Origin of the sequence: Deinococcus marmoris (assembly GCF_001949125.1) — a bacterium.
Taxonomy (GTDB): Bacteria; Deinococcota; Deinococci; order Deinococcales; family Deinococcaceae; genus Deinococcus; species Deinococcus marmoris_A.
Genome location: NZ_MSTI01000178.1, coordinates 19838 through 43109, shown reverse-complemented (window position 1 = coordinate 43109; position 23272 = coordinate 19838). Strand labels below are relative to the sequence as shown.

21 protein-coding genes are annotated in these 23272 nt (G+C 63.5%); all 21 read right to left on the bottom strand.

Features of this window, described 5'->3' with window-relative positions; genetic code table 11:
* Window positions 1-84 precede the first annotated feature (84 nt).
* Complete coding sequence (locus tag BOO71_RS25310; protein WP_075836998.1) at window positions 85-1629, bottom strand: FAD-dependent oxidoreductase; 1545 nt, start codon at window positions 1627-1629, stop codon at window positions 85-87.
* A complete protein-coding gene (locus tag BOO71_RS25305) occupies window positions 1626-2333 on the bottom strand; it encodes an alpha/beta fold hydrolase (RefSeq protein ID WP_139323201.1) in 708 nt (235 codons plus the stop codon). Before BOO71_RS25305 ends, BOO71_RS25310 begins: the two co-directional genes overlap by 4 nt.
* 1 nt (window position 2334) lies before the next feature.
* A complete protein-coding gene (locus tag BOO71_RS25300; protein WP_075836997.1) occupies window positions 2335-3465 on the bottom strand; it encodes a Gfo/Idh/MocA family protein in 1131 nt (376 codons plus the stop codon).
* 137 nt (window positions 3466-3602) lie between these two features.
* Entirely contained in the window at window positions 3603-5141 is a 1539-nt protein-coding gene (locus BOO71_RS25295) for a GMC family oxidoreductase (RefSeq protein WP_075836996.1), read from the bottom strand.
* Window positions 5128-5658, bottom strand: a complete 531-nt coding sequence (locus tag BOO71_RS25290) for a gluconate 2-dehydrogenase subunit 3 family protein (RefSeq protein ID WP_139323200.1) — start codon at window positions 5656-5658, stop codon at window positions 5128-5130. Before BOO71_RS25290 ends, BOO71_RS25295 begins: the two co-directional genes overlap by 14 nt.
* 180 nt (window positions 5659-5838) lie before the next feature.
* Window positions 5839-7302, bottom strand: a complete 1464-nt coding sequence (locus BOO71_RS25285) for an NADH-quinone oxidoreductase subunit N (RefSeq protein ID WP_075836994.1) — start codon at window positions 7300-7302, stop codon at window positions 5839-5841.
* A 1-nt stretch (window position 7303) separates the two neighbouring features.
* Window positions 7304-8746 (bottom strand): NADH-quinone oxidoreductase subunit M, encoded by a 1443-nt coding sequence (locus tag BOO71_RS25280; protein ID WP_075836993.1) that lies wholly within the window; start codon window positions 8744-8746, stop codon window positions 7304-7306.
* A 93-nt stretch (window positions 8747-8839) separates the two neighbouring features.
* Window positions 8840-10774, bottom strand: a complete 1935-nt coding sequence (gene nuoL, locus BOO71_RS25275; RefSeq protein WP_075837015.1) for an NADH-quinone oxidoreductase subunit L — start codon at window positions 10772-10774, stop codon at window positions 8840-8842.
* A gap of 9 nt (window positions 10775-10783) precedes the next feature.
* The gene (gene nuoK, locus BOO71_RS25270) at window positions 10784-11086 is read right to left on the bottom strand and encodes an NADH-quinone oxidoreductase subunit NuoK (protein WP_075836992.1); all 303 of its coding nucleotides are present in this window, start codon (window positions 11084-11086) and stop codon (window positions 10784-10786) included.
* The gene (locus tag BOO71_RS25265) at window positions 11086-11712 is read right to left on the bottom strand and encodes an NADH-quinone oxidoreductase subunit J family protein (protein WP_075836991.1); all 627 of its coding nucleotides are present in this window, start codon (window positions 11710-11712) and stop codon (window positions 11086-11088) included. The genes nuoK and BOO71_RS25265 overlap by 1 nt, the downstream gene beginning before the upstream one ends.
* 112 nt (window positions 11713-11824) lie before the next feature.
* A complete protein-coding gene (gene nuoI / locus BOO71_RS25260; RefSeq protein WP_303046804.1) occupies window positions 11825-12412 on the bottom strand; it encodes an NADH-quinone oxidoreductase subunit NuoI in 588 nt (195 codons plus the stop codon).
* Between the two features lie 170 nt (window positions 12413-12582).
* On the bottom strand, window positions 12583-13752 hold the full coding sequence (nuoH, locus tag BOO71_RS25255) for an NADH-quinone oxidoreductase subunit NuoH (protein WP_075836990.1): 1170 nt from the start codon (window positions 13750-13752) through the stop codon (window positions 12583-12585).
* The gene (gene nuoG, locus BOO71_RS25250; RefSeq protein ID WP_075836989.1) at window positions 13752-15908 is read right to left on the bottom strand and encodes an NADH-quinone oxidoreductase subunit NuoG; all 2157 of its coding nucleotides are present in this window, start codon (window positions 15906-15908) and stop codon (window positions 13752-13754) included. Before nuoG ends, nuoH begins: the two co-directional genes overlap by 1 nt.
* 130 nt (window positions 15909-16038) lie before the next feature.
* The gene (gene nuoF / locus BOO71_RS25245; protein ID WP_075836988.1) at window positions 16039-17382 is read right to left on the bottom strand and encodes an NADH-quinone oxidoreductase subunit NuoF; all 1344 of its coding nucleotides are present in this window, start codon (window positions 17380-17382) and stop codon (window positions 16039-16041) included.
* The gene (nuoE, locus tag BOO71_RS25240; protein WP_075836987.1) at window positions 17379-18005 is read right to left on the bottom strand and encodes an NADH-quinone oxidoreductase subunit NuoE; all 627 of its coding nucleotides are present in this window, start codon (window positions 18003-18005) and stop codon (window positions 17379-17381) included. Before nuoE ends, nuoF begins: the two co-directional genes overlap by 4 nt.
* Before the next feature lie 10 nt (window positions 18006-18015).
* Entirely contained in the window at window positions 18016-18462 is a 447-nt protein-coding gene (locus tag BOO71_RS25235; RefSeq protein WP_075836986.1) for a hypothetical protein, read from the bottom strand.
* A complete protein-coding gene (gene nuoD, locus BOO71_RS25230; protein WP_075837014.1) occupies window positions 18462-19694 on the bottom strand; it encodes an NADH dehydrogenase (quinone) subunit D in 1233 nt (410 codons plus the stop codon). Before nuoD ends, BOO71_RS25235 begins: the two co-directional genes overlap by 1 nt.
* 181 nt (window positions 19695-19875) lie before the next feature.
* Window positions 19876-20487, bottom strand: a complete 612-nt coding sequence (locus tag BOO71_RS25225; protein WP_075837013.1) for an NADH-quinone oxidoreductase subunit C — start codon at window positions 20485-20487, stop codon at window positions 19876-19878.
* A gap of 218 nt (window positions 20488-20705) precedes the next feature.
* Complete coding sequence (locus BOO71_RS25220) at window positions 20706-21242, bottom strand: NuoB/complex I 20 kDa subunit family protein (RefSeq protein ID WP_029474828.1); 537 nt, start codon at window positions 21240-21242, stop codon at window positions 20706-20708.
* Between the two features lie 115 nt (window positions 21243-21357).
* Entirely contained in the window at window positions 21358-21693 is a 336-nt protein-coding gene (locus BOO71_RS25215; RefSeq protein ID WP_075836985.1) for an NADH-quinone oxidoreductase subunit A, read from the bottom strand.
* 413 nt (window positions 21694-22106) lie between these two features.
* Window positions 22107-23258: an ATP-binding protein gene (locus tag BOO71_RS25210; RefSeq protein WP_075836984.1), complete on the bottom strand. Its 1152-nt coding sequence runs from the start codon at window positions 23256-23258 to the stop codon at window positions 22107-22109.
* Between the last annotated feature and the right edge of the window lie 14 nt (window positions 23259-23272).

Here is a 23272-nt window from a genome sequence, read left to right as displayed (position 1 = left end):
TCACCCTTCATTTCCACGGCTTCGACGCGCGCCGCGTCCCCACCACACGCCACTTCCTCGGAGGTGGCGTCGTGGTTTCCGGTCCTACTTCAGCCGCTCCACCAGGCTGAATTCCCCTTTCCTGATTTCCTCCGCTCTCAGCACACGCCCCAGCAACAGCAGTTCTTCAAATGCGGCGAGGTCATTGTCCATCCCCATGCCGCTGGCAGCCACCGCCTGACCGTCTTTGAAGGCAAATTCAATGAACTTCAGCTCGTCCGGGTTGCCCCAGATGTGGGTATCGTCCAGGCTCTCTGCGTGGCCCACGTAGCGCAGGCTCTTGCCGTACTGCTGGGTCCAGAAGAACGGCACGCGGCGGTCCATCGGCTCCAGATCGAAGGATTCCAGAATGCTCTGAGCGGCGGTCATGCCTTCCTGCAAGGCCACACGCCAGTGTTCCACGCGCATCTCGCCCAGCAGGGTAGGGGCCAGGGCAATGTCGCCCACAGCGTAGACGTTCGGCGCGGCCAGCAAGTGGGCATCCACTGGGACGGCTCCCTTCTTGTTGGCGAGGTCTGAGAGCAAGTCGGAATTGGGCTTCACACCGATGCCCAGCAGCACCAGATCAGCCTTGATACGCTCGCCGCTCTTCAGGCGCACAGCCTCAGCTTTCCCGGAACCTTCAATGGCCTCCACTTCGGCATTCAGATGGAACTTCACGCCCCTGTCCTCGTGCAATTTGCGGATGGCGCGGCCTACCTTCGGCGTCAGGGCGCGGCTCATGATCTCGGCTTCCTGCCCAATGACCGTGATCGACGCGGCCCCTTCAATCAGACTGGACGCCGCTTCCAGCCCGATAAAGCTGGAGCCGATGATGACAATATTCTTGCCCTGCGCCGCGTCTTTCAATGCCTGAGCGTCCTGAAAGGAGCGGAGTTGATACTGGCCGTCCAGCTCAGCGCCGGGGACTTTCAGGGTGTTGGGTGTGGCCCCGGTGGCAACGATCACCGCATCAAATCCGAGTGAATCGCCGTCCAGATGCACCTCGTGGGCTTCCCGGTCCAGTTTGGTGACCTTGACGCCCTCGCGCAGATCAATTTTGTTTTCCTTCGCCCAGTCGGCCCCGCCCAGCGCCAGCTTGTCGGCGGGCTTCTTGCCGCTCAGGTACGCCTTGCTCAGCGCGGTGCGATCATAGGGAGCGCGGTTTTCGGCGGTCAGCATGGTGATCTTGCCCGCATAGCCGCCGTGCCGCAGCGTCTGCGCCACCATGAAGCCGGATGCGCCGCCGCCGATGATGACGGTGTGGTGGTCTTCGTGGCTGGGCTTGGGAGTTGGAGGCTTGATTTCGTCTTCCAGATCAACGCTCAGGCTCTCGCCGTCGCTTTTCACCCGGTACTCTTTCAACCCTTCCAGCGCGGGCGGCTCTATCAGAGACCCGTCGCCTGCATGAAATGTCGCATGGTGCCACGGGCAGACGATACGGGAGCCGCAGCGCACGCCCTCACCCAGATCGGCCCCGGCGTGTGGGCAGAGCGCATCAAAGGCGTGGAGGTCGTCGCCGTCGCGGGTCACGAGGACTTTCTGATCGCCCACCTCGAAGGTGTGCATTCCGCCGTCGGTCACGTCGCTGGCTTTAAAATTCAGGGTCATATTCTCTCCTTTGCCGCGAGCAGTGCCACAACCGCCTGCGGGTCTTCCAGGGGAATCAGGTGGCCGCTGCCGTGGAGGGGAACTGCTGTGGCGTCGGAAAAACGCGCCAGCACTTCCGAACGGATGGTATCGGGCGAGATAGCGGGGTCATCCTCCGAATACAGGACGGTAATGGGGAGCTTCAGGCCGCTGAGTTCACCGGAAATGTCCTCGCGGCTGCCCACATCCGGCCAGGCATTCCAGGCATCGTGACTGGCTTGCAGACCGTCCTCCACCAGTTGCGCGAAATCCTGTTCGGGGATGGGCTGAACGGTGATGTCGTGATACTGGGCGTTCAGGGCGGCTCGGTCCCCGTGGGCGGCGCGGAGTTTGGCGCGGCCTTCCGGGTCCATCGGCTCCGGCGTGGGTGGGGAAGGAGCAATTAAAAACAGCTCGGACACGAGTTCGGGATGCCGGGCGGCCAGCAACAGGGCCACTTTCCCGCCCATCGAATGCGCTGCCACGCGGTACGGCCCATCCCCCGCCTCACGCAGAGTTCCGGCCAGAGCGTCCGCCATCTCCCTCACCGTCTGCCCGGCCCGGCCCAGATCAGCCGCGTCGCCAAAGCCGATCAGATCAACGGCCAGCGCCTCCACATCCTCTAAAACCCGCCGCCAGATGTGGCGCGAGGTGCCGAAGCCGTGAACCAGAACGAGAGGTGTCATCTCAGGCCCGCTCAGCAAAGTCCTGATTGGGCGGCGAACCCCGGAAGGCGTCCTTCTTCTCCATCTTTTCCAGCTTGATGGGCCTGCCCTCACGCGCCGACTGGTAAATCGCGGCCATCAGTTTCTGGTCCTGCAAGCCTTCCTCGCCGGGGGTAAACGGCTGGCGGTCTTCCTCAATACACGCCGAAAAGTGATCTATTTCCAGCGCAAACTGGTCCATTTCGGGCAACAGATGTTCAGTGACAGTTTCCGGGGTCTGCACGTTCAGGCGCAGGTCGGTGTAGTCGAAGGCGGGGTCCAGCGTCATGCGGGCGTCCGTGCCGAATACGTCCAGCGAACGGGTGTGGGACGCGCCGTAGGAGCAGATGCACTGGGCGATCACGCCGCTGGGAAAGGTCATCTGCCACGCCACGGTTTCCTCGACTTCCTTGAAGCGCTCGTCATCCGGGGTGCTGTAGGTCTGGGCGTAGACCTCGGACGGCTCCTCGGCCAGCAGGAACCGGATGGTGTTCAGGCAGTACAGGCCCACGTCCAGCAGCGAACCGCCGCCCGCCAGCTTGTCCTTGAGCCGCCACTGGTCCGGGTCTGTTTCCAGTTGCACATTGACCGAGTGGATCAGTTTAATCCTGCCCAGATCGCCATTCTGGATCAGATCACGCGCCCGCCAGTGGTGCGGGGTGTACTGGCAGCGGTAAGCGGTCATCAGCTTGACGCCATGTTCGGCGCAGACCCTGACCATCGCCTCGGCGTCCTCCAGATTCCCGGCCAGCGGCTTCTCGCTCAGCACATGCTTGCCGATCTTCGCGGCCCGCTCGGTGTACTCGCGGTGCAGAGTATTGGGCAGCACGATATAGACGGCGTGAACATCGGCACGGCTCTGGAGTTCCTCGAAGCGGTCATAGTCGTAGGCATCCGCCTCGGTCAGGCCGTAGGCGAGAGCGGTTGCCACGGCCTTCTCGTGATCGTCACTGACCACCGCCGCCAGTTTTGAACGCTGGCCCACGGCGAAGGCGGGCAGCAACTCGTCAATGGTCAGCGCGCCGATACCCAGCACGGCGTAGCCAACCTGCTCTTTTTTAGGTTTGGGCAGGGGCTGGAGGTCTTTGCGTTCGGGGGTGTTCTGATGGGTCATGGAGACTCCTTTGGGTGAAAGTTGTTCGGGTAGCGCTGGGAAGGCGTTTGCGGCTCCCCCTCTCCTACGGAGCTTTACCAGTCCCAGCCTCCCCCGCAGGTGAGGAGGAGTTAAAAGCGCAGCTCAAACTCAGTCGCTCAGTTCTTCAACTCCCCGATCAACGCGTCCGCCGTTCGCAGACTCAGGGCCATCTGGGTCAGGGCGGGGTTGACGCTCAGAGAGCTGGTGAAGGTGGAGTTGTCGCAGATCCACAGGTTCTCTATGTCATGCGTGCGGCCAAACGGGTTGACGACGCTGGTTTCGGGGTCTGCACCCATGCGGGCCGTACCCAGCGTGTGTGCGGCGCGGGGCAGCGCCCACACATCTCGCGCGCCGATCCGGCCCCACAGGTCACGCATCAGGGCCTCGGCGTGGGCATTCATCTTCTTCTCGTTCTCACCGAAGGAGAAGTGGATGCGCGGCTTGGGCAGCCCGCGCCCGTCCAGCTCATCCGAGAGTTCCAGATAATTGTGTTCGTAGGGCAGGCACTCGCCCAGCACGTTGATTCCGGCGACGTGGTTGTAGCCGCCCAAGTGCTGGATCAGCTCCGGCCCCCACTTCAGCGTGCCGCGTGCGTACTGCGTGGCGTAGGTCACGGGCATCACGCCCAGCGATTGCAGCAGGTAGCCGCCGATCAGACCGGGGACGCGGTGGGTGTCCTCGCTGATCAGGCCGCCGGGGATGCCCTTGTAGGGGCGCAGATCATCCTCCACCTGCCCCCAGACCTGCATCCCGACATGCGCCATGAAATTGCGTCCCACCTGCCCGCTGCTGTTGGCGAGGCCGTTCATCAGCAGCAGGCGCGGCGTTTCTACCGCTCCGGCGGCGAGAATGACCGTCTTGGCGGACAGATGCTCCAGCTCTTGCCCACGCATGAATTCAGCGCCGGTCACGCGCCCATCCCTCATGGTCAGAGCGGTGACCTGTGCGCCGTCCACGATCTGCGCGCCGTGCGCCTCGGCCAGCGCCAGGAAAGTCACGTCCATGCTGGCTTTCGCGCCAATGGAGCAGCCCGCCTGACAGAACCCCCGGTTTGTGCAGGTGTGGCGCGTGCCGTAGCCCTCCTGCTCCTGCGGGCGGCTGAGGGCGGCGTTGGCGGCGGGCGAGGTCCGCATGCCGATCTCGGCGCAGGCTTTCTGCATCAGCCGGGCGGCCCCGTTCAGCGGCAGCGGCGGGTGACGGTAGGCCCGCCTGCGCTGTGGCCCCCAGGGGTAGTCGGCAGGACCGGAGACGCCCAGAAAATATTCCAGCTCGTCGTAATACGGCTCCAGCTCGGAGAATTCCAGCGGCCAGTCCTCGCCCTGCCCGAACTCGGTCCGCAATTTCAAGTCGTCCGGCTGGGCACGCGGCGTGTAGGCGGTGTAGTGGAGGGTGCTGCCCCCCACGCCGCGCCCGCTGTTGTTGCGCCCGAACCCCACCGGATCGTTGCCCGCAGAGAGGCGCTCATCCGTCCAGAACAGCCCCAATTGCGCGACTTCATCGGTAGCAATCCCCTCGGGCGGGTGGCGCACGCCTGCTTCCAGCGCGGCCACCTTCAGGCCAGCCTGCGCCAGACGCGCCAGCAACGGTGCGCCGCCCGCACCTGTACCGATCACCAGCACGTCCAGATCGGTGGGCAGAGAATTACTGGGGGCCATACGCAACCTCGCGTGGTTCTAGTTCATTCGGGCCGACGTGGGGCCACTCGGGCGCATCCGCGAAGCCCGCGTAGCCGAAGCGGTACTGCGTCAGCGGATGCGCCATGAACGCCTCAGTCAATTCGGCCAGCAGGTCTTCAAAGGTGTGCGAGTGGGAGGACTGGACAGCGGGGATGACCGCGTCCTGAGCATCGCCATCCAGAGTCTCAAAGCCTTCTGGCAACGAGGCCAGCAATTCCCGGTATGCCTCACCGTCTGGCAGGGCGTCGGCATAACGCCAGCCGTCGCCGATGCCCACGATCAGGCGGTGGTCCACCGTGCCTGTCAGGTCCATCTCGGCGGGGTCATGGGGAACGAGGCGCACGGCCAGCGCTCGCAACCGCCCGAACTCCGCCTCATCAAAAAACTCGCGCCCATGCCGGGCATCCAGGCGTTCCAGCAGCGCCCGCCGCGTCGGCTCCGTGACGTGCGCCGAATTCAGCATGGCGAGGACGGCCTCTCTCTCATTCGTCGTCACAAGCGAATCCTTTGACCTTCACTCAAATTGAACATGCCGTCCAGTCTAGGGACAGGCCACCGCCCCTCCTGCGTGAACGCCTACGGCGAGGCTTTAGAAAGTGTCAACAATCTGACCAAAGAAAACCCCCTCTCCACACGGGAAAGGGGGAAGCGAACAATCCTTCTGAGGCCCGGCTGGCTACCGCCCGGCCAGGAACTGCCAGATCGCCGGATTGGCCACCCAGCTATACCAGACGTTCGGCAGGATGCCCAGCACGGTGATGCCCGCCACGCCCAGCCCCACGGTGAAGGTGGTGGGGAAGCGCTGGCCGTGCAGGTATTCCCGCGCCGGGGTGCGGTCTGGCATGAACATCAGCATGGCGGGGCGCAGATAGTAGATCAGCGCGGCCACGCTGGTGATCGCGGCCAGCACGCTGATCCACACGTAGCCGTTCTGGAAGGCGGCCTGGAACGCCAGATACTTGCCGAAGAAACCCGCGAAGGGCGGCAACCCTGCCAGCGACGCCAGACACACCGACAGCGCGATGGCGTAGCCGGGATGGCGGTAGTACAGCCCGCGCATGTCGCTGATCTCAAAGCCAGCCTCGGTGCGCTGGAGGGCGGCCAGGACGGCCAGGGCCGCACCGGTCATCAGGGTGTAGACCAGCAGGTAGTAGCCCAGCGCCGCGCCGCCCAGTTCCGGCGTGCCCAGCAGGCACATCGCCAGGAAACCGGTGTGGGCCACGGCGGAATACGCCAGCATGCGCTTGAAATTGACCTGGAGCAGCGCCGCCGTGTTCCCGATGATCAGCGTGGCCGCCGTCAGCACCTGCAAGACGCTGGTCCAGCCGGGCGCGTCGTGCAGCGCGCCGCCAAAAACGCGCAGCATTCCGGCAAAGGCCGCCACCTTGATCACGGTACTCAGGAACAGGAAGGTGGTGGTGGACGTGCCGCTGTACACATCCGGCGTCCACTGGTGAAAGGGAACCAGGGCGATCTTGAAGCCGAAGCCCGCCAGCAGCAACAGACTGCCGCCCACCAGAATGCCCGCGTTGTCGGGCGTCAGGTTGCTCACGCTGCCCACCTTCGCGGCGATGGCGGCGTAGTTGAGGCTGCCAGTTGCGCCGTAGACGAAGGCAATGCCGTAAATGAGGGTGGCGCTGCCCACCGCGCCCAGCAGGAAGTACTTCAGGCCCGATTCCTCGGCGCGGCGCGAACCCTGGAAAGTGGCCAGCACGTAGCCCGCCAGACTCATGATCTCCAGCCCGATCAGCATCACGATCAGATCGCCGGAAAACACGATCAGCAGGCAGCCGGTCACGGCGTACATCATCATGGCGTCAAATTCGGGGAATGACACCCGCTCGCGCCACGCGGTATCCAGCGACACCAGCAGGGTCATCAGGGTACCCACCAGAATGGTCAGGCCCAGCAGAACGGCGGCGTTGTCGGCCTGCAAGCTTCCGGCAAAGGATGTCAGACCCCGGTTCCACAGGTACATCATGCTCGCGCCCGAGAGGATCACGGTGACGATGTTGATGGCGGTTAGCGTGCGGCGGCTGACCCAGAAGCCCAGCAGGGTGCTGATCAGTGCGCCAGCCAGCACCAGCAGAATGGGCAACATGGGCAGAAAGGCGACATCCGGTGCGACGAGTTGAGGCATGTCAGTTACCTCCCAGGGCAGCGAGAACAGATTTCACGGCGGGTTGCATCAGGTTCAGGGCCGGGGCGCTGTACACGCCGAAGAAGATAGCGACGGCCAGCGGCAATCCCAGGATCAGCCACTCGGTATGCACGAGGTCCCGCACCACCACCCCGCCCAGCGGACGCGATTGCCAGAAGGTGGTCTGAAAAGCGGTGAGGGCGTAAGCGGCGGCGGCGATGACGGTCAGGCCCGCCGTAAAAGCCAGCCACGGCGACACCTGATACGCGCCCAGCAGCACCGAGAACTCACCGATGAACCCGGCAAAGCCCGGCACGGCGATGGACGCGAACCACAGGGCCATCGTCATGCCGCCCAAAGCTCCGGCCCCGGTCATCAGGCCGCCCACACGGGTGTCCAGGCTGCCGATGCGCTCCTGCACCATGCCCACGCTCAGAAACAGCGCCCCGGTGTACAGGTTCTGGAAGGCCAGCAGGTACATCGCGCCGATCACGGCGGTCTCGTTAAGCGAGAACACGCCCAGCGCCACGAAGCCCATGTGAGACAGGCCCGCGTAGGCCAGCAGCCGTTTCCAGTCCTTCTGCCCGAAGGCGATCCAGGCGGAATACAGCGCGGTGAAGGCCGCGAGTCCCATCAGGATCGGGCGCAGTTCCAGCGAGGCATCGGGGAACAGCGGAATGGCGAAGGTGAACAGGCCATAGCCCCCCACCTTGTACAGCGTGCCCATCACGTCAGGAATGCCGCTGTCGTGGTTCTGCTCGTGAAAGTCGGGCAGCCACGCGTGCAGCGGCCACAGCGGCAGCTTGACCGCCATCGCCGTCAGGAAGCCGATGTACAGCCACGTCTGCGCCGGACCCGTCACCAGATGCTGCTTGAGGTCCACCAGCGCGAATGTCGGGCTGCCGCCCAGGTAGCGCACGCCGATGATGCTCACCAGCATCAGCAGGCTGCCGAACAGCGTGTAGGCCGCGAACTTGACCAGCGCCCGCATCCGGTGCGCCTTGCCGTAAATCGCCAGCATGAGCAGGGAGGGCAGCAAGGCATCTTCAAAGAAGACGTAAAACAGAATCAGGTCCCGCGCGGCGAAGATGCCCAACAGCCCGGTTTCCATCGCCAGGATCAGCGCCAGCATCGTGCCGGGGTTCGGGATGCGCCGCGCCGCGTACAGCACGGCAATAAACGACATGAACGCCGTCACCATCGCCAGCGCCAGACTGACGCCCGACAATTCCACGCTGTAGGTGATGCCCAGTGCCGGAATCCAGTTCAGGCTCAGCAACCCGGAGCCGCCCGCGTACCAGATCATCAGGCCCAGGCCCAGGGTGACGGCGGCCATAAACCCGGCCACCTCGTCGCGCCAGCGGCCCGGCGTGACCAGGATCAGCAAGCTGCCCAGCAGCGGCAGGAAAATCATGATGGTGGGAAGCCATTGGGGATCAAACATGGGGGGCCTCCGGGGTGAGGGGCGAAGGGCAAGACCGCGAGGTCAGCGGAAGGGAGATGAAGGGACTCATCCAGCAACAGGACATGGCTCCCCTCACGCGCCGCTCCCCACCATCTTCAGTGCCCAGTAGCCGATGATTCCTGCCGTGCCCAGCAACATGCTGACCGCGTAGGCGCGCACGAAGCCGCTCTGCCACATCGTGAACAGTGCGCCGGGAGCCGCCGCGTTGCTGGCAATGCTGCCGATCAGGCCGTCCGTTCCCCGGTCCACCGTGTCCAGCGCCCCGGCAATCGCCTTGCTGGGCGCGGCCACCAGACCGTCGTACACGTTGTCCAGATACAGGGCACTGGCGCTGAACTGACCCAGCGGGCCATTGTCCAGCTTGCTGGCGCGGTGCGCGGCGTAGGCCCAGGCCAGACCAGCCACACCGACGACGACGGCCAGCACCGTCAATGTCCATTCGGTAGAGGCGGAAATTTCATGCGCTTCCTGCGGAATGGCTCGGCCCAGGTAGGTGTCGAAGGCGTGACCGCCACCCAGGAAGGTGGGAATGTTCAGAAAGCCGATCAGCGTTGCGCCCGCCGCCAGAATGCCCAGCGGAATCTTGGTAATCGTATCCGCCTCGTGCGGGTGGGCGACGCCGGTGGCCTCGGCCCCACGGTACTCGCCGCGCCACACCAGGAAATACCAGCGGCCCATGTAGAAGGCGGTCAGCAACGCCACGATGAGGCCGATGGCGTACAGCGCGGGCTGCGTCTCAAAGGCGGCGGCCAGAATCGCGTCCTTGGAAAAGAAGCCGCTCCAGATGGGAATGCCACTGATGGCGAGAACGCCGATGCCCGAAACGATGTGCGTGAACGGCATGAACTTCCGCATGCCGCCCATGCGCCGGACGTCCTGTTCGTCGTGCAAGGCGTGAATCACCGCGCCCGCCGCCAGGAACAGCAACGCCTTGAAGAAGGCATGGCTCAGCAGGTGGAACACCCCTGCCGAGTACGCGCCCACGCCCACGGCCAGGAACATATAGCCCAGTTGCGAGACGGTGGAGAAGGCCAGAATCTTCTTGATGTCGTGCTGGTTCAGGGCCGCCAGCGCGCCGTACAGCGCGGTCAGGCCACCTACCCAGGCCACCCACAGCGAGGCGTTGGGGGCCAGTTCATACAGGAAGTGGCTGCGGGTGATCAGGTAGACGCCCGCCGTGACCATCGTGGCGGCGTGGATCAGCGCGGAGACGGGGGTGGGACCCGCCATCGCGTCGGGCAGCCAGGTGGTCAGCGGCAACTGCCCGCTCTTGCCGATTGCGCCCACCAGCAGGAACAGGCAGGCCAGCTCCACCCCGGCGGTGGCGACGCTCACGCCTTCCACCCGCGTCGCCAGTTCGGGAATGCTGAGGGTGCCGTACAGCTTGTACAGCAGGAACATCCCCAGCATGAAGCCCAGATCCCCGATGCGGTTCATGATGAACGCCTTGCGGGCCGCGTTGGAGTTGTTGACGCCCTCGCGCTCGCCTGCTGCGCGAATGTCCTTGTCGGAAGATTCGCTGCCGCGCCCGCTAAACCAGAAGCCGATCAGCAGGTAAGACGCCATGCCCACGCCCTCCCAGCCCACGAACATCAGCGGGTAGGAGTCGGCCAGCACCAGAATCAGCATCATGGCGACGAAGAAATTCAGGAAGGCGAAGAATCGCGTGAATTTGGCGTCATGCGACATGTAGCTGATGGAATACAGGTGAATCAGGAAGCCGATGCCCGTGATGATCAGGGCCATCAGCGCGCTGAGTTGATCCAGGTAAAAGCCCACGGACAGGTTGGCATTCAGCGCCATATTCGGCAGCCACGTCCACAGGGTTTCCTGCGCGGGCGTGTCGGTCTGGCCCAGGTAGCGGACGACGGCAACCACGAAGGCGGTGCCGATAAAAGCAGTCGCCACCCAGCCGCCCGATTTACCGGGGAACAGGCGCGGAAAGAGCATCAGCAGGGCAAAGCCCATCAGGGGCAGCAGGGGCAGCAGAAACAGAAGGGGCAACATGCTCGCCACTCAGCCTTTCATCGCCGCGAGATCGTCCACGTTGGTGGTCTCGCGCTTGCGGAAGATGGCGACGATGATGGCGAGGCCGATGGCAACTTCTGCGGCGGCCAGGGTCATCACGATAAACACGGCGGTCTGTCCGGTCAGGTCTCCCCACGAACGGGCAAAGGCCACCAGCGCGATGTTGGAGGCATTCAGCATCAATTCCACGCTCAGGAAGACCATGATCGCGGTGCGGCGGGTCAGCACGCCGACCATGCCCAGGGCAAAAAGAATGCCCGACAGGGCGATGTAGTAACTGGTTGGAACCATCAGGCGCGCACCTCCCCTTCGTCGTTGCGGTGTTGCAGGGCGGGTTGGTTGCCGCCCCTGGAAATCGCGGAACCTACCGGCGGGGCCAGCAACTCTGGCTCGTTGTCCGGCACGTCATCCGGCTGCGGCACGGGCCGCTGCACCAGCGCCACTGCGCCCACGATGGCGACGAGCAGCAGAATGCTGACGGCCTCAAAGGGGAGCAGGAAACGGGTGAGCAGGGTCTCGCCCACCACCGACGCGGAGCCTCCGCCCAGCGCCGCCGTGGCCCCGGCCAGCGGGAGCGGGTCTTTGTAGGACACGGCCAGGATGACGAAGGAACCCGCCAGCACCACGCCGCCCAGCCCGGCCAGCTCGCGCACGAAGGGAATCGGATCGCGCCCGGTGATCGGCGCGTTGGCGTTCAGCAGCATGATCACGAACAGGAACAGCACCATGATCGCCCCGGCGTACACGATCACCTGCGTGGCGGCCAGGAACGAGGCGTTCAGCGTGGCAAACAGGCCCGCCACGCTGATCAGCGTCCCCACCAGTCCCAGTGCCGCATGCACCGCATTCTTCGCCGCGATGGTGATGACGCCACCGACCAGGGTGAGCGCGCCGAGAAGGATAAAGGCGATCATCATGATGCGCCTCCGGCGTGTCTAAGGGTCTGAGGGTCTGAGGGTCTAAGAACAGCAACCTGATTTTCCCTTTGACCCTTAGACCTTTTGACCCTTAGACCATTGCGATAGCAATTCACGGATACTCCACCCCCTCCAACTCTGCGCGCGGCGGGCCGTCCAACTGGAAGCCCAGGCGCACGGGCTTGCCACTTTTTGCGGCCTCGCGGCGCTGGGGGATTGATCCGGTCACGCCCACCAGCATGTCTTCCTTGGCGTACACGAAATCGCCGTAGCGGTAATCGGCCATCTCAAACTCGTTGCCCATGACCACCGCGCCCGTGGGGCAGGCTTCCTCGCACATGCCGCAGAAGATGCAGCGCAGCATGTTGATCTCGTAGACCTTGGCGTAGCGCTCGCCGGGGCTGTGGGGGGACGCCGGATCGTTCTCGGCGGCCTCCACGTAAATGGCATAGGCCGGGCAGGCGGCGGCGCACAGCGAACAGCCGATGCACTTTTCCAGACCCGTGCCGGGGTGCCGCGTCAGGACGTGCCGCCCCCGGAAACGTGGTTGCAGGGTGGCCCGCTCTTCGGGATAACTGACGGTCACGGGCTTCTGGAACAGCTTGCCCAGCGTCAGGCCCATGCCCTTGGCAATGTCAAGAACGCCCATATGTGGCTCCTTTGTTTGGTTGTGGGCTGTGGGGTGTGGGTTGTGGGACAGAGAGAAGTCTAAGAGTCAAAGGGTCTGAGGGTCTGAGGCTTTTAGCTCCTCCCCCCCTGCGGGGGACTGGTACAGCTCCGCAGGAGAGGCTGGGACTGGTACAGCTCCGCAGGAGAGGGGGGAACCGCAAGCAGGATGCAGCGCCACTTAGCGAGAAATTACCATCCATCTCAATCGCCTCCCACGGGCCGCGTCGTCTTGACTGGCACCTTGGGCACGGCGGGCGCACTCCACAGTCCCCGCACGCGGTCACCCATCACGAACAGGCCCAGCAGCGCGGCGAGGCTCAGCAGGCCCAGGAACCACAATCCCAGGCCGGAGGGCCGCAGGAACGCCAGGTAAAAGGCCACCAGCATGGTGTTGCCCAGCGCCAGCGGCAGCAGCAGCTTCCAGCCGAAGCGCATCAGTTGGTCATAGCGCAGACGGGGCAGCGTGGCCCGCACCCAGATGAACAGGAACAGGAAGAACCCGATCTTGACCACCAGCCAGATGATCGGCCAACTGCTGATGCCGGGAATCAGGCCATCCAGGAACACTGGCCCCCGGTAGCCGCCGAAAAACAATGTTGCCATCAGCGCCGAGGCGGTCATCATGTTCACGTACTCGGCCATCTGGAACAGCGCCCATTTAATCGCGGTGTACTCGGTCAGGTAGCCCGCCACGATTTCCTGCTCGGCTTCCGGCAGGTCAAAGGGGGTGCGGTTGACTTCCGCGAAGGAACTGACCAGAAACAGGGCGAAGGCGAAGACCTGAAACAGAATCGTCCAGCCCTGAAGCGCCTGCCACTCCACGATCACGCGGAAGTTGGTGCTGCCGATCAGCATCAGCGTGCCCAGCACGCTCAGGCCCATGCCCAGCTCGTAGCTGATCATCTGGGCGCTGGAACGCAGGCCGCCCAGAATCGGGTACTTGCTGCCGGAGGCCCAGCCGCCCAGGAAGATGCCATACACGCCCATAGAGGTCAGCGCCAGCAGCGCCAGAATCCCGGCGTCCAGGTTGTAGACCCAGGGATCAGCGCCAAACAGACTGCCAGCCGGGCCAGCCGGAATGCCCCCGAAGGCGGTCAGGGCCATGCCAATCGCCAGAATCGGCGCGAGGGTGTAGACCAGCTTGTCGGCCATCGTGACCTGAAGGTCTTCCTTGAAGATGCTTTTAATGGCGTCGGCCAGGGGTTGCAGCAGGCCCATCGGCCCCACGCGGTTCGGCCCCCAGCGAATCTGCATGCGGGCCAGCAGGCGGCGTTCCACCAGGGTCATGTAAGCGAAAGCGGTCAGGAGCGCCAGGGCCACCAGCACGGCTTTAAGCAGGGTAATCAGGGCGGCGATCAGCCAGTCGGGCATCAGTCATCCCCTCCCACGGGGGCCGCGCCCAGCATCGGCAGCGGCTGGAGGTTGGCGGGAATCAGGGTCTGGATAGAGGGCTGCATGCGTTCGGTCCACAGCTTCGGAATGTGCGTCTGTTCGGTGGGGGCGACGTGGGACGTGCGGAAGGGATGGATGACGCCGCGTTCAGGCACCTCGCCCAGCTTGATGCCCAGCTTTTGCGCCGCCAGTTCCCGCGCCGACTTCAGGCCGCGCACGGGGGCGCGAACGCCCAGTGCCTCGGACACGGCAGTCAGGGTGCGAATCAGATCGGCAGCCTCGCCCGCGCTCAGGGCAGCCTGTTCCAGTTCCAGCAGGCGGCCTTCCAGGTTGACGGTGGTGCCGCGCTTCTCGTAATTGGTGACGGCGGGCAGCACCACATCGGCCAGCCTTGCGGTGGCGGTCAGGTGCGAATCGTGAACGATGGTCAGCCCACGCGCCCGCACCCCGGGATCAAGGCGGCTGATGAAGGCGGCGGGAGCCTCGGCCACGCGGGCAAACGGCAGGCCACCTTCACGCGGCACCAGGTTCAGTGCGGCCAGCCCCTTGCTGTTGGCCCCGGCGGGAATCGCCATGATCTTTGCGCCCGTGCGGGTGGCCAGATCGCTGAGCTGCGCCGCGAACGAGCCAGAAGCGCCGTTCAGCACGTCCGCCCCCAGCACGATGATGGCCTTCTCGCTCTCGGTCAGGAGCTTCAGCGCCGCCTGCAATTCGGCAGTGTCCGGGCGGCTCAGGCGTTCCAGCGCATTGTGGCCGTTGGATGAAGCACGGATTCCAGCGTGCGCCCACAGCCGCGACTCCTTCCCGATCACCGCCAGCTTTTCCGGCTTGCGGGCCGGGCGTTCCACCAGCCGAAGATCAGCAATGGCCGTCCCGTGCGCGTATTCGGGCGGGAGGATGCCTCCGCGCAGCATTTCCAGAATGCGGAGTTCCAGAATCGGGGCTTCCTCGCCCAGATCGGCTCCGATCACCACCACGGCGTCGGCAGTCGCCACGTCACTCAGGGTGGCCGCGCCCTTGGGCATGGCGTCCAGGGAGACCTCGTAACGGGGCCAGTGGTCCACATGCACGCTGCCCCCGACGTCGGCCAAAGCTCCCAGCGCCACGCCCTCTTCCAGCGTGCTGTCGGCGTTCAGGTACAGGGCCAGATCGGCGACGCTGTGCCGGGCCATGCCCGCGCGGATGGCGGCAATCGCCACGTCCCAGCTCGCTTCCTGCAACTCGCCGTCCACGCGCACCAGCGGCACGGTCAGCCGCCGCTCGGAGGCAAACGCATGACCAAAACGGCCCGCGTCGCAGATCCACGCCTCGTTGACCTCGCGGTTCTCGCGGGCCACGATGCGTTCCAGACGGCCATTGCGGGCATCCACGGTAATGGAACAGCCCACCGGGCAGAGGGTGCAGGTGGTAGGCGTGTGGTCATATTCCCAGTTGCGCCCCCGGAAGCGGGCCACGTTGTCCAGCAGCGCCCCCACCGGGCAAATGTCGGTGATGTTGCCCTGAAAACCGAGAGGCAGACCGCCCTCCTCGGTGTCAATGAATGTGTAACTGCTGCGCTCAATGAAGTCCAGCACTTCTTGCCCTGGTACTTCTTCAAAGTAACGCACGCAGCGTTTGCAGTGAATACAGCGTTCCTGATCCAGAATCACGAAATCAGACAGCGGATAGTGCTTATCGGCGTGGCGGCGGTCAAAGCCGAAGCGGGATGCGCCGTAGCCGTATTCAAAGGCCCGGTCTTGCAGCTCACACGCGCCGCCCTTATCGCAGGTGGGGCAGTCCAGCGGATGGTTCAGGAGGGTGAATTCCATCATCCCGGCCTGCGCCTTGGCGACGACTTCACTGCTGCGGGCGGATTTAATGTGCATCCCCTCGGTGGCCTGCATGGTGCAGGAGGCCATCGGTTTGGGAAACCAGAAGATTTTGGGCTGACCCGTCGCGTCGTCCAGCACGAACGAGCCGTCCTTTTCCTTGCGCGGCGATCCAGTTTCCACCAGACACATGCGGCACGCGCCCACCGGACTCAGGTACTTGTGGGCGCAGAAATACGGCACGTCCCCGCCCGCCTCAAACACCGCATCTATGGCGGACGTTCCGGCGGGGAGTTCAATTTCTACGCCGTCTACATTGACTTTCATACAGCGCCTCCGGCGGCTTGTCTAAGGGTCTGAAGGTCTAAGGGTCTAAGGGAAAAGATCGGGGCCTTCCTTAGACCCTCAGACCTTTTGACCCTTTGACCCCGGAGATTTAACTTGCACATCCAGAACCTCATGCGTCCTTCCACCTGCGACGCGCCGGATACGTCGGCGTCTGGAACTGCGCCAGCGAGTCGTATTCCTCACGGAACAGTTCAATGCTGCTCAGCACCGGCCCCAGACAGGCGTCAGCCAGCGCACAGAAGCTCCGGCCCCCAATGTTCTCGGACATGTCCAGGATCAGTTGCACGTCGCCGGGCTGGCCGTGGCCGCGCACCAGTTTCTCGTACATGCGGGTCATCCACGAGCTGATTCCCTCCCGGCACGGCGTGCATTTGCCGCAGGACTCGTGGCCGTAAAAACGCACCATGTTCCAGGTGGCATTCACGATGCAGTCGGCCTTGGGAATCACGGTGACGCCCCCCGTGCCCAGCATGGAACCCGCACCCGCGATGCTCTCGTAATCCATCGGCGTGTCCAGCGTCTTGTCGTCCCAGCGCAGCATCGGGCAACTGGAGCCGCCGGGGATGATGGCCTTCATTTCCTCCAGCGGGCCACCCGCCCAGTCGTAGATCAGCTCGCGGAAGGTGGTGCCCAGCGGCAGCTCGTACACGCCGGGCCGCGCCACCGGGCCGGAGACCTGAAACAGCTTCATGCCCTTGCTCTTCTCGGTGCCCATGCCCGCGTGCCACTCCGCGCCGAATTTCAGAATCTGGGTGGCCGCGCAGAAGGTTTCCACGTTGTTGATGGTGGTGGGCAGACCATACAGGCCAGCGGCAGCGGGAAAGGGTGGCTTGAGGCGAGGATTGGCCCGCAGCCCTTCCAGGCTGTTCATCAGCGCAGTTTCCTCGCCGCAGATGTACGCCCCCGCGCCCCGGTGAAGATGGAGCTGGAAGTCAAAGCCGCTGTTCATGACGTTCTGACCCAGCAGCCCGGCTTCCCGCGCCTCTTCAATCGCGGCGTTGATGCGCTCGGCGGCGTGGACATACTCGCCCCGGATGTAGATGTAGCCCACGCTGGCGCGCATGGCATAGCCCGCGATAATCATGCCCTCAATCAGTTGGTGCGGGTCTTCCGACAGCAGGTAACGGTCCTTGAAGCTGCCCGGCTCCGACTCGTCCGCGTTGCAGATGATGTAATGGGGCTTGCCGTCGTTGAGAGGCATGAAAGACCACTTGAGGCCGGTGGCAAAGCCCGCGCCGCCGCGTCCGCGCAGGCCGGATTTCTTGACCTCGTCAATCACGGTGTCCGCGCCCATGCCGAAGGCGCGTTTCACAGCTTCATAGCCCCCGTTGCGGCGGTAATAACCCAGCGTCCAGCTTTCCGGCTGCCCGACGTGGGCGTACAGGGTAGGCGCAAAACGCGGGTCTTTTCCGCTGGTGATCGGCTTGGGAGGATTTGGAGCAACGGCGGTCATGCTTCACCTCCTGGGAAAATGGGCGGGAGTTGGCTCAGGCCGGTGATGCTGGCCCCGACGACTTCGCCGTTTGCCAGCATCTGACGCCCCTCGGCATTGACGGTCACGGGAACCGGGTTGTCCGGCAGCGGCTGAAGGTCCGCGCGCAGCGACTCCAGAATGCGGGCGCATTTGCCGGGCGTCACGCTTTCGTAGTAGCCGTCGTCGTTGATCTGCATCATGGGCGCGGTGCCGCATGAGCCAAGGCATTCCACCTTCTGCACGCTGAAACGGCCATCGGGAGAGACCTCGCCGGGCTGCACGTCCAGCGCTTCCACCAGATGGTCCCACAGCTCATCGGACCCGGCCAGCGAACACATCACCGTGCTGCACACCTGAAGGTGATACTTGCCGGTGGGCAGCGTGTGGTACGTAGAATAAAAGCTCATGACGCTGCGGACCTCGGTGGCGGTGGTGCCGCACAGGGCCGCGATCTCGTCCAAGTGCGTCCCATTCACGAAGCCCTCGGCGTCCTGAACCTCGCGGATCAGGGGCATCAGCGCCGAGCGGCGGCCCTGCGGGGAATCGGGATAGCGGCTGAAGATATCGGCCACGAGGGGTTGTTTGTCGGTGAAGTAACTCAAGTCTTACTCCTTACTCGATATCAGCGTAGAGGAAATTACCTTCATAGTCGAAGTTTCCATTGATCTCGAAATGCTCGAAAAGCGGACTGTCATAACCAAGAAGAAAAAAACATTTCGGTGAAGAGGGGGGAAAATCGTCACCGAAAATGACTAGATTGAGAACCATAGAATCGTATAACTCGTCAAGTTTTGCAGTCTCTACGCCAGCAAACTTAAACCAATTATCATCTTTGATGAGATTCTGAGCGGTTTTGAGCTTCAGTTCTGTACCGTCCTCTTTGACTCGCTTGAAAAAGCCAGAAACTCGCGCAGCCTTCTCATCAGAAAAATCATGACTCCGAATAGAGAAATACACCATCGAACCTTCAATGTCTTCCTGACTCTTCCATGAAACACCCGACGGCTCTTCAAGACGTTCAAACTCCTTGAACCGTGGATGCAGGATGGCTTCGCTCATCACCGATCCACGTCCCCCAGCACCGGGTCAATCGTCGCCAGAATGGTAATCAAATCCGCGAACTGTGCGCCCACGCAGGCATATTCCAGGGCTTGCAGGTTCACGAAACTGGGGGCGCGAATCTTGACGCGGTAGGGCATGCTGCCGCCGTCGCTGACGATGTAATACCCGACTTCGCCGCGCGCCGATTCGGTGGGCACGTAGACCTCTCCCACGGGTGGGTGAAACCCTTCAGTGACCAGTTTGAAGTGGTGAATCACCGCTTCCATGCTGGTTTCCAGTTCGTGGCGGGGCGGCAGAGAAATCTTGCGGTTGGGGTCCTTGACCGGGCCGGGCCTGAGCCGCTCCAGCGCCTGCCGGATGATCTTGATGCTCTCGCCGAACTCCCACAGGCGCATGTTGAAGCGGGCCAAGCTGTCGCCATCGGTGCTGGTCACGACGTTGAAATCGTAGGTTTCGTAACCGCAATAGGGGTTGTCCTTGCGATTGTCCAGTGGCACGCCGGAGGCCCGCAGGTTCGGCCCGGTCAGGCCCAGGTCCAGCGCCACGTCGGGCGGAATGATGCCCACCCCACGCGCCCGGTCCTGAAAGATCGGGTTGTTGGCAAACAGCGTGGTGTATTCCTTGACACCTGCTTCCATCTGAACCAGAAAGCGCGAGACCATCTCGGGCCAGCCATCGGGAATATCGCGGTACAGGCCGCCCACGCGGAAGTAGCCCTGGTTCATGCGGTAGCCACACACCGCTTCAAACAGATCCTGACAGCTCTCCTTCTCGCGGAAAGCGTAGAAGAACGGCGTCAGTGCGCCCAGGTCCAGTAGCCCCGTCCCCACGAACACCAGATGGCTGTGGATACGCCCCAGCTCGTGCAGGATCACGCGGACGGTGGTGGCGCGCTCGGGCACCTCGGCCTGAAGCAGTTTTTCCACGCTCAGGACGTAGGACAGCTCGTGGCTGAAGCTATGCAGGTAATCGGTGCGCGGCGCGTAGGTCACGCCCTGCTGGTAGGTACGGTTTTCAAAGGTCTTTTCAAACCCCGTATGCAGATAACCCATGTGCGGCGTGACCTTGACCACGTACTCGCCGTCCATGTCCACCACGAGGCGCAACACGCCGTGCGTACTGGGATGCTGCGGCCCCACGTTCAGCGACATCATCTCGGTGTGCAGCAGCGCCCCGGTGCGCCCGTGCAGCCGCTCGTCGATGGTGGATTCCTGATGGTCAGTTTCCATCTGGCGGCGCGGCAGGGTGCCGGAATCGGGATCACGCGCCGCATTCTTCAAGGTTGCTCGGTCTTTGAGAGTCATTCTGCACCCCCAGCGCGGTTGATGGTGAATGGTGGATGGTGGATGGAAAAGGCCAACCACCAGCCTTTCTCTCTTTCCATCAACCTTCTACGATCAACTCTCAACATCACTTCGGCCCCCCCTCGGGCATCACTGGGGGCAGGCGGTCCTCGCCGCGCCCGCGCCGCAGTTCGCCCCGGTAGCCTGTCAGGCCGGACTGCTGCCCGGTCACGCCTGCGCGAAAGGCGGCAGGGTCCAGAAAGCGTCCGTCGCGGAACAGCGTGGGCGTCTCGCCCAGCGGAAAGTCCTTGCGGAGGGGGTGGCCTTCCAGATCGTCCGGCGTCAGCACTTTGCGGAGGTCCGGGTGACCCACGAACTCCACGCCCATCAGGTCATAGACCTCGCGCTCCAGGTAATTGGCGGCCTTCCAGACCGGGTACAGGCTATCCAGCGCCTCACCGTCGTCCAGCCACACCCGCAGGAACAGGCGGCGGTGGTCATAGGGATGATAGATGTTGTGCAGCACGGCAAAACGCTTGGGCCGGGGCTGCGTGTAGGTCAGGTAATCCAGGCCCACCGTATCCATCAGCATGAAACCGCGTTCCTTGAGCGACTCGGCCACCTCGCGCAGCCGTTCGGATGGGACGAGGGCGGTGGGTTCGGCGGTATCGTCCTCGGTCAGCCCGAGTTCGGCGATCAATCCGGTCACGTCGCGTGGGTCTGCGGGCGGCGCGGGCATGGATGCGGGCGCTCTGCCCACCGCCGCGCCGCTGGCCGTGACTTCCACCTCTACGGGCGGGGCCGGACTCGGCGTGACGATGATGGCGGGTGGATCAGCGCGAACAGCAGCCTGCGCCGGTTTTGCCTGGGCCTGAGACTGCGAGGACTGCATTCCCCCACCGCGCCCGGTCAGGCGCTCGGCTTCTGGGATGCCTTTCTTGTCATCCCCGCCGCCCGTCACCGGGTCCACGCATCCACCATCGGCAACTGGTGGCCCAACTGATCGAAGGCTTCACCGCGCACCTTTTTCTGAAGCTGCATCACGGCATAGATCAATGCTTCGGGGCGCGGCGGGCAGCCCGGCACGAAGATGTCCACCGGCACCACGCTGTCCACGTTCTGCACGATGGCGTAGTTGTTGAACATGCCGCCACTGCTGGCGCATGCGCCCATGCTGATCACCCATTTGGGATCGGGCATCTGGTCATACACCCGGCGCATGATCGGGGCCATCTTCTTGCTCAGGCGTCCGGCGACGATCATCACGTCCGCCTGCCGGGGGCTGGCGCGGAACACCTCGGAGCCGAAGCGGGCCATGTCGTTGCGCCCATTGGTGCTGCTCATCATCTCGATGGCGCAGCACGCCAGCCCAAAAGTGGCAGGCCACAGGCTGTTGCTGCGGCCCCAGGCCACCAGTTTTTCCAGGCTGGAAAACAGAATGCCTTCGGATTCCAGTTCCTGCCAGTCGCGGTCGATCAGTTCTTTCAGGGGCATGGAGCCACCTCCGGTGTCGGTCTAAGGGTCTGAAGGTTTAAGGGTCTAAGAGGAGAGTGCGAGCCTTTTCTTAGACCCTTGGACTCTTCGACCCTTAGACGGCGCAAAGCGCCTACTACGCCCATTCCAGCACCCGCTTTTTCAGCACGTACACGTAGCCCACCAGCAGCAACAGCACGAAGGTCAGGGCCTCGAAGAAGGCGAAGGGAATCAGTTTCTGGTAGGCCACGGCCAGCGGGTAGAAGAAGGCCGTTTCGATGTCGAAGACGATGAACAGCATCGCCACCAGATAGAAATGCACCGGGAAACGCTGGCCGGTGCCGACGCCGCCGCCCTCGGGATCATTGCCCGATTCGTAGGCCATCAGTTTGGCGCGGCTGCCCTTCTTTGGCCCCAGGATGGCGCTGACAATAACGGCCAGCACGCCAATGCCCACAGCCACCAGCAACATGATCACGAAGTTGAGGTATTCGATAACGATGCTCCTTTTCCACCTTGGCTCTCTACAAATCCTGAACTGCTCGTGAAAAACGGCACGAGTAGCATCAAAAAAAGAGAGGTGGACGAATGAAACGTTGGGTTATGTTACCCCTCTGTTTTACCACGTTTACGCTTACCGGGCGCAGTTCCTGGCCGTCTCTGTCGCCGCCGGATTCTGTGTTGCCAGGGTGAAGTGGAAACGGCAAGAACCCAGGCAGACGAAAACCAGCAAGTCTGTCTGGGGCGCAGGACTGGGGTTGAACTGGGGATACCTGCCCGTTCCTATCAACTGCCACGGAACCGGGCTGTTCAGGGCTTGTCTGGCATTTGGAAGCGCCACCTACAGTTGCGAAACACAGGCAAAAGTCCAGAGCCGCCAGACCCTCAGTTCAACAGTTCCACGAAATCGTCGTCGTCGGCGTCGTGGGCCAGGGGCAGCGAGAAGGTGAACGTGGCCCCGTGGCCGCGCTCGGACTGCACGCCGATATGGCCGCCGTGTTCCTCGACGGCCAGTTTGCAGAAGGCCAGACCCATGCCGGTGTCAAAGCGTCCGTGCAGGGTCAGGCGCGACTGCTCAAAGGCGGCGAACAGGTTGGGAATATCGTCGGCGGGAATGCCCTCGCCGTCGTCCTGCACGCCGATCTGCACGGCGTCCTTGACCGAACGCACCGTGATGGAGATGTGGCCCCCGCCCGTGGTGTGCTTCATGGCGTTGCTGATCAGGTTGGCCATGACCCGGCGCAGGATTTCCGGGTCGGCGCTGGCCGGGCTGAGGTTGCTCTCCACATCCGTGCGCATCACGCGGTCACGCAGGCCACTGCCCACGTCTCCGCAGGCCAGGGCCATGACTTCCTGGAACATCGGCGAGAACATCAGCTCTCGGCGCAGGTTCATCTTGCCCGCCTGAATCTTGCGGATATCGAGCATATTGACCGCCAGATGCAGCAGATGCTGGGTTTCGTCACGGGCCACCTTCAACAGCTCACGCGAGTCGTCGGGGACGCGGGCGTCGTCCTGCACAATTTCCAGCAGGCCCATCACGGCGGCAATCGGGTTTTTGAGGTCATGCACCAGCATATGGATCAACTGGTCGCGCACTTTTTCCTCGTGTTCCCAGTCGTCGCTGCGGCGTTGCAGGGCGGCCACCCGGCCATGCAGATCGTGGTGCTGCCGCGCGCGGGCCAGCATGTTGCCCACCTGCAAGGCCAGCGCGTCGGGGGCGGTGCTGTCGCTGATCAGAGCGTCGGCCCCGGCAGACAGCAGCGCCCCCAGGCCACGGGTGCCCACCGCCAGCCACTGGGTTCCGGCCAGTTCGGCGCGCTGGCGCAGCATGGGCAGCACCTGCGACAGCGGTACGCCCGGCAGATCGGTGTACAGCAGCGCCACGGCGGGCGGCTGGACATGGGCCTCGCGCAGCAGCGTTTCGGCGTCGGCGACATGCACCACCGAGGCCCGCCTCAGCAAGGGCGCAAGCTGCGAGGCGCGGGCACGGTCGGCAGAGACCACGAAAACAATCTGGGTATCGGGGCTGGACATGATCTGATGAGGAG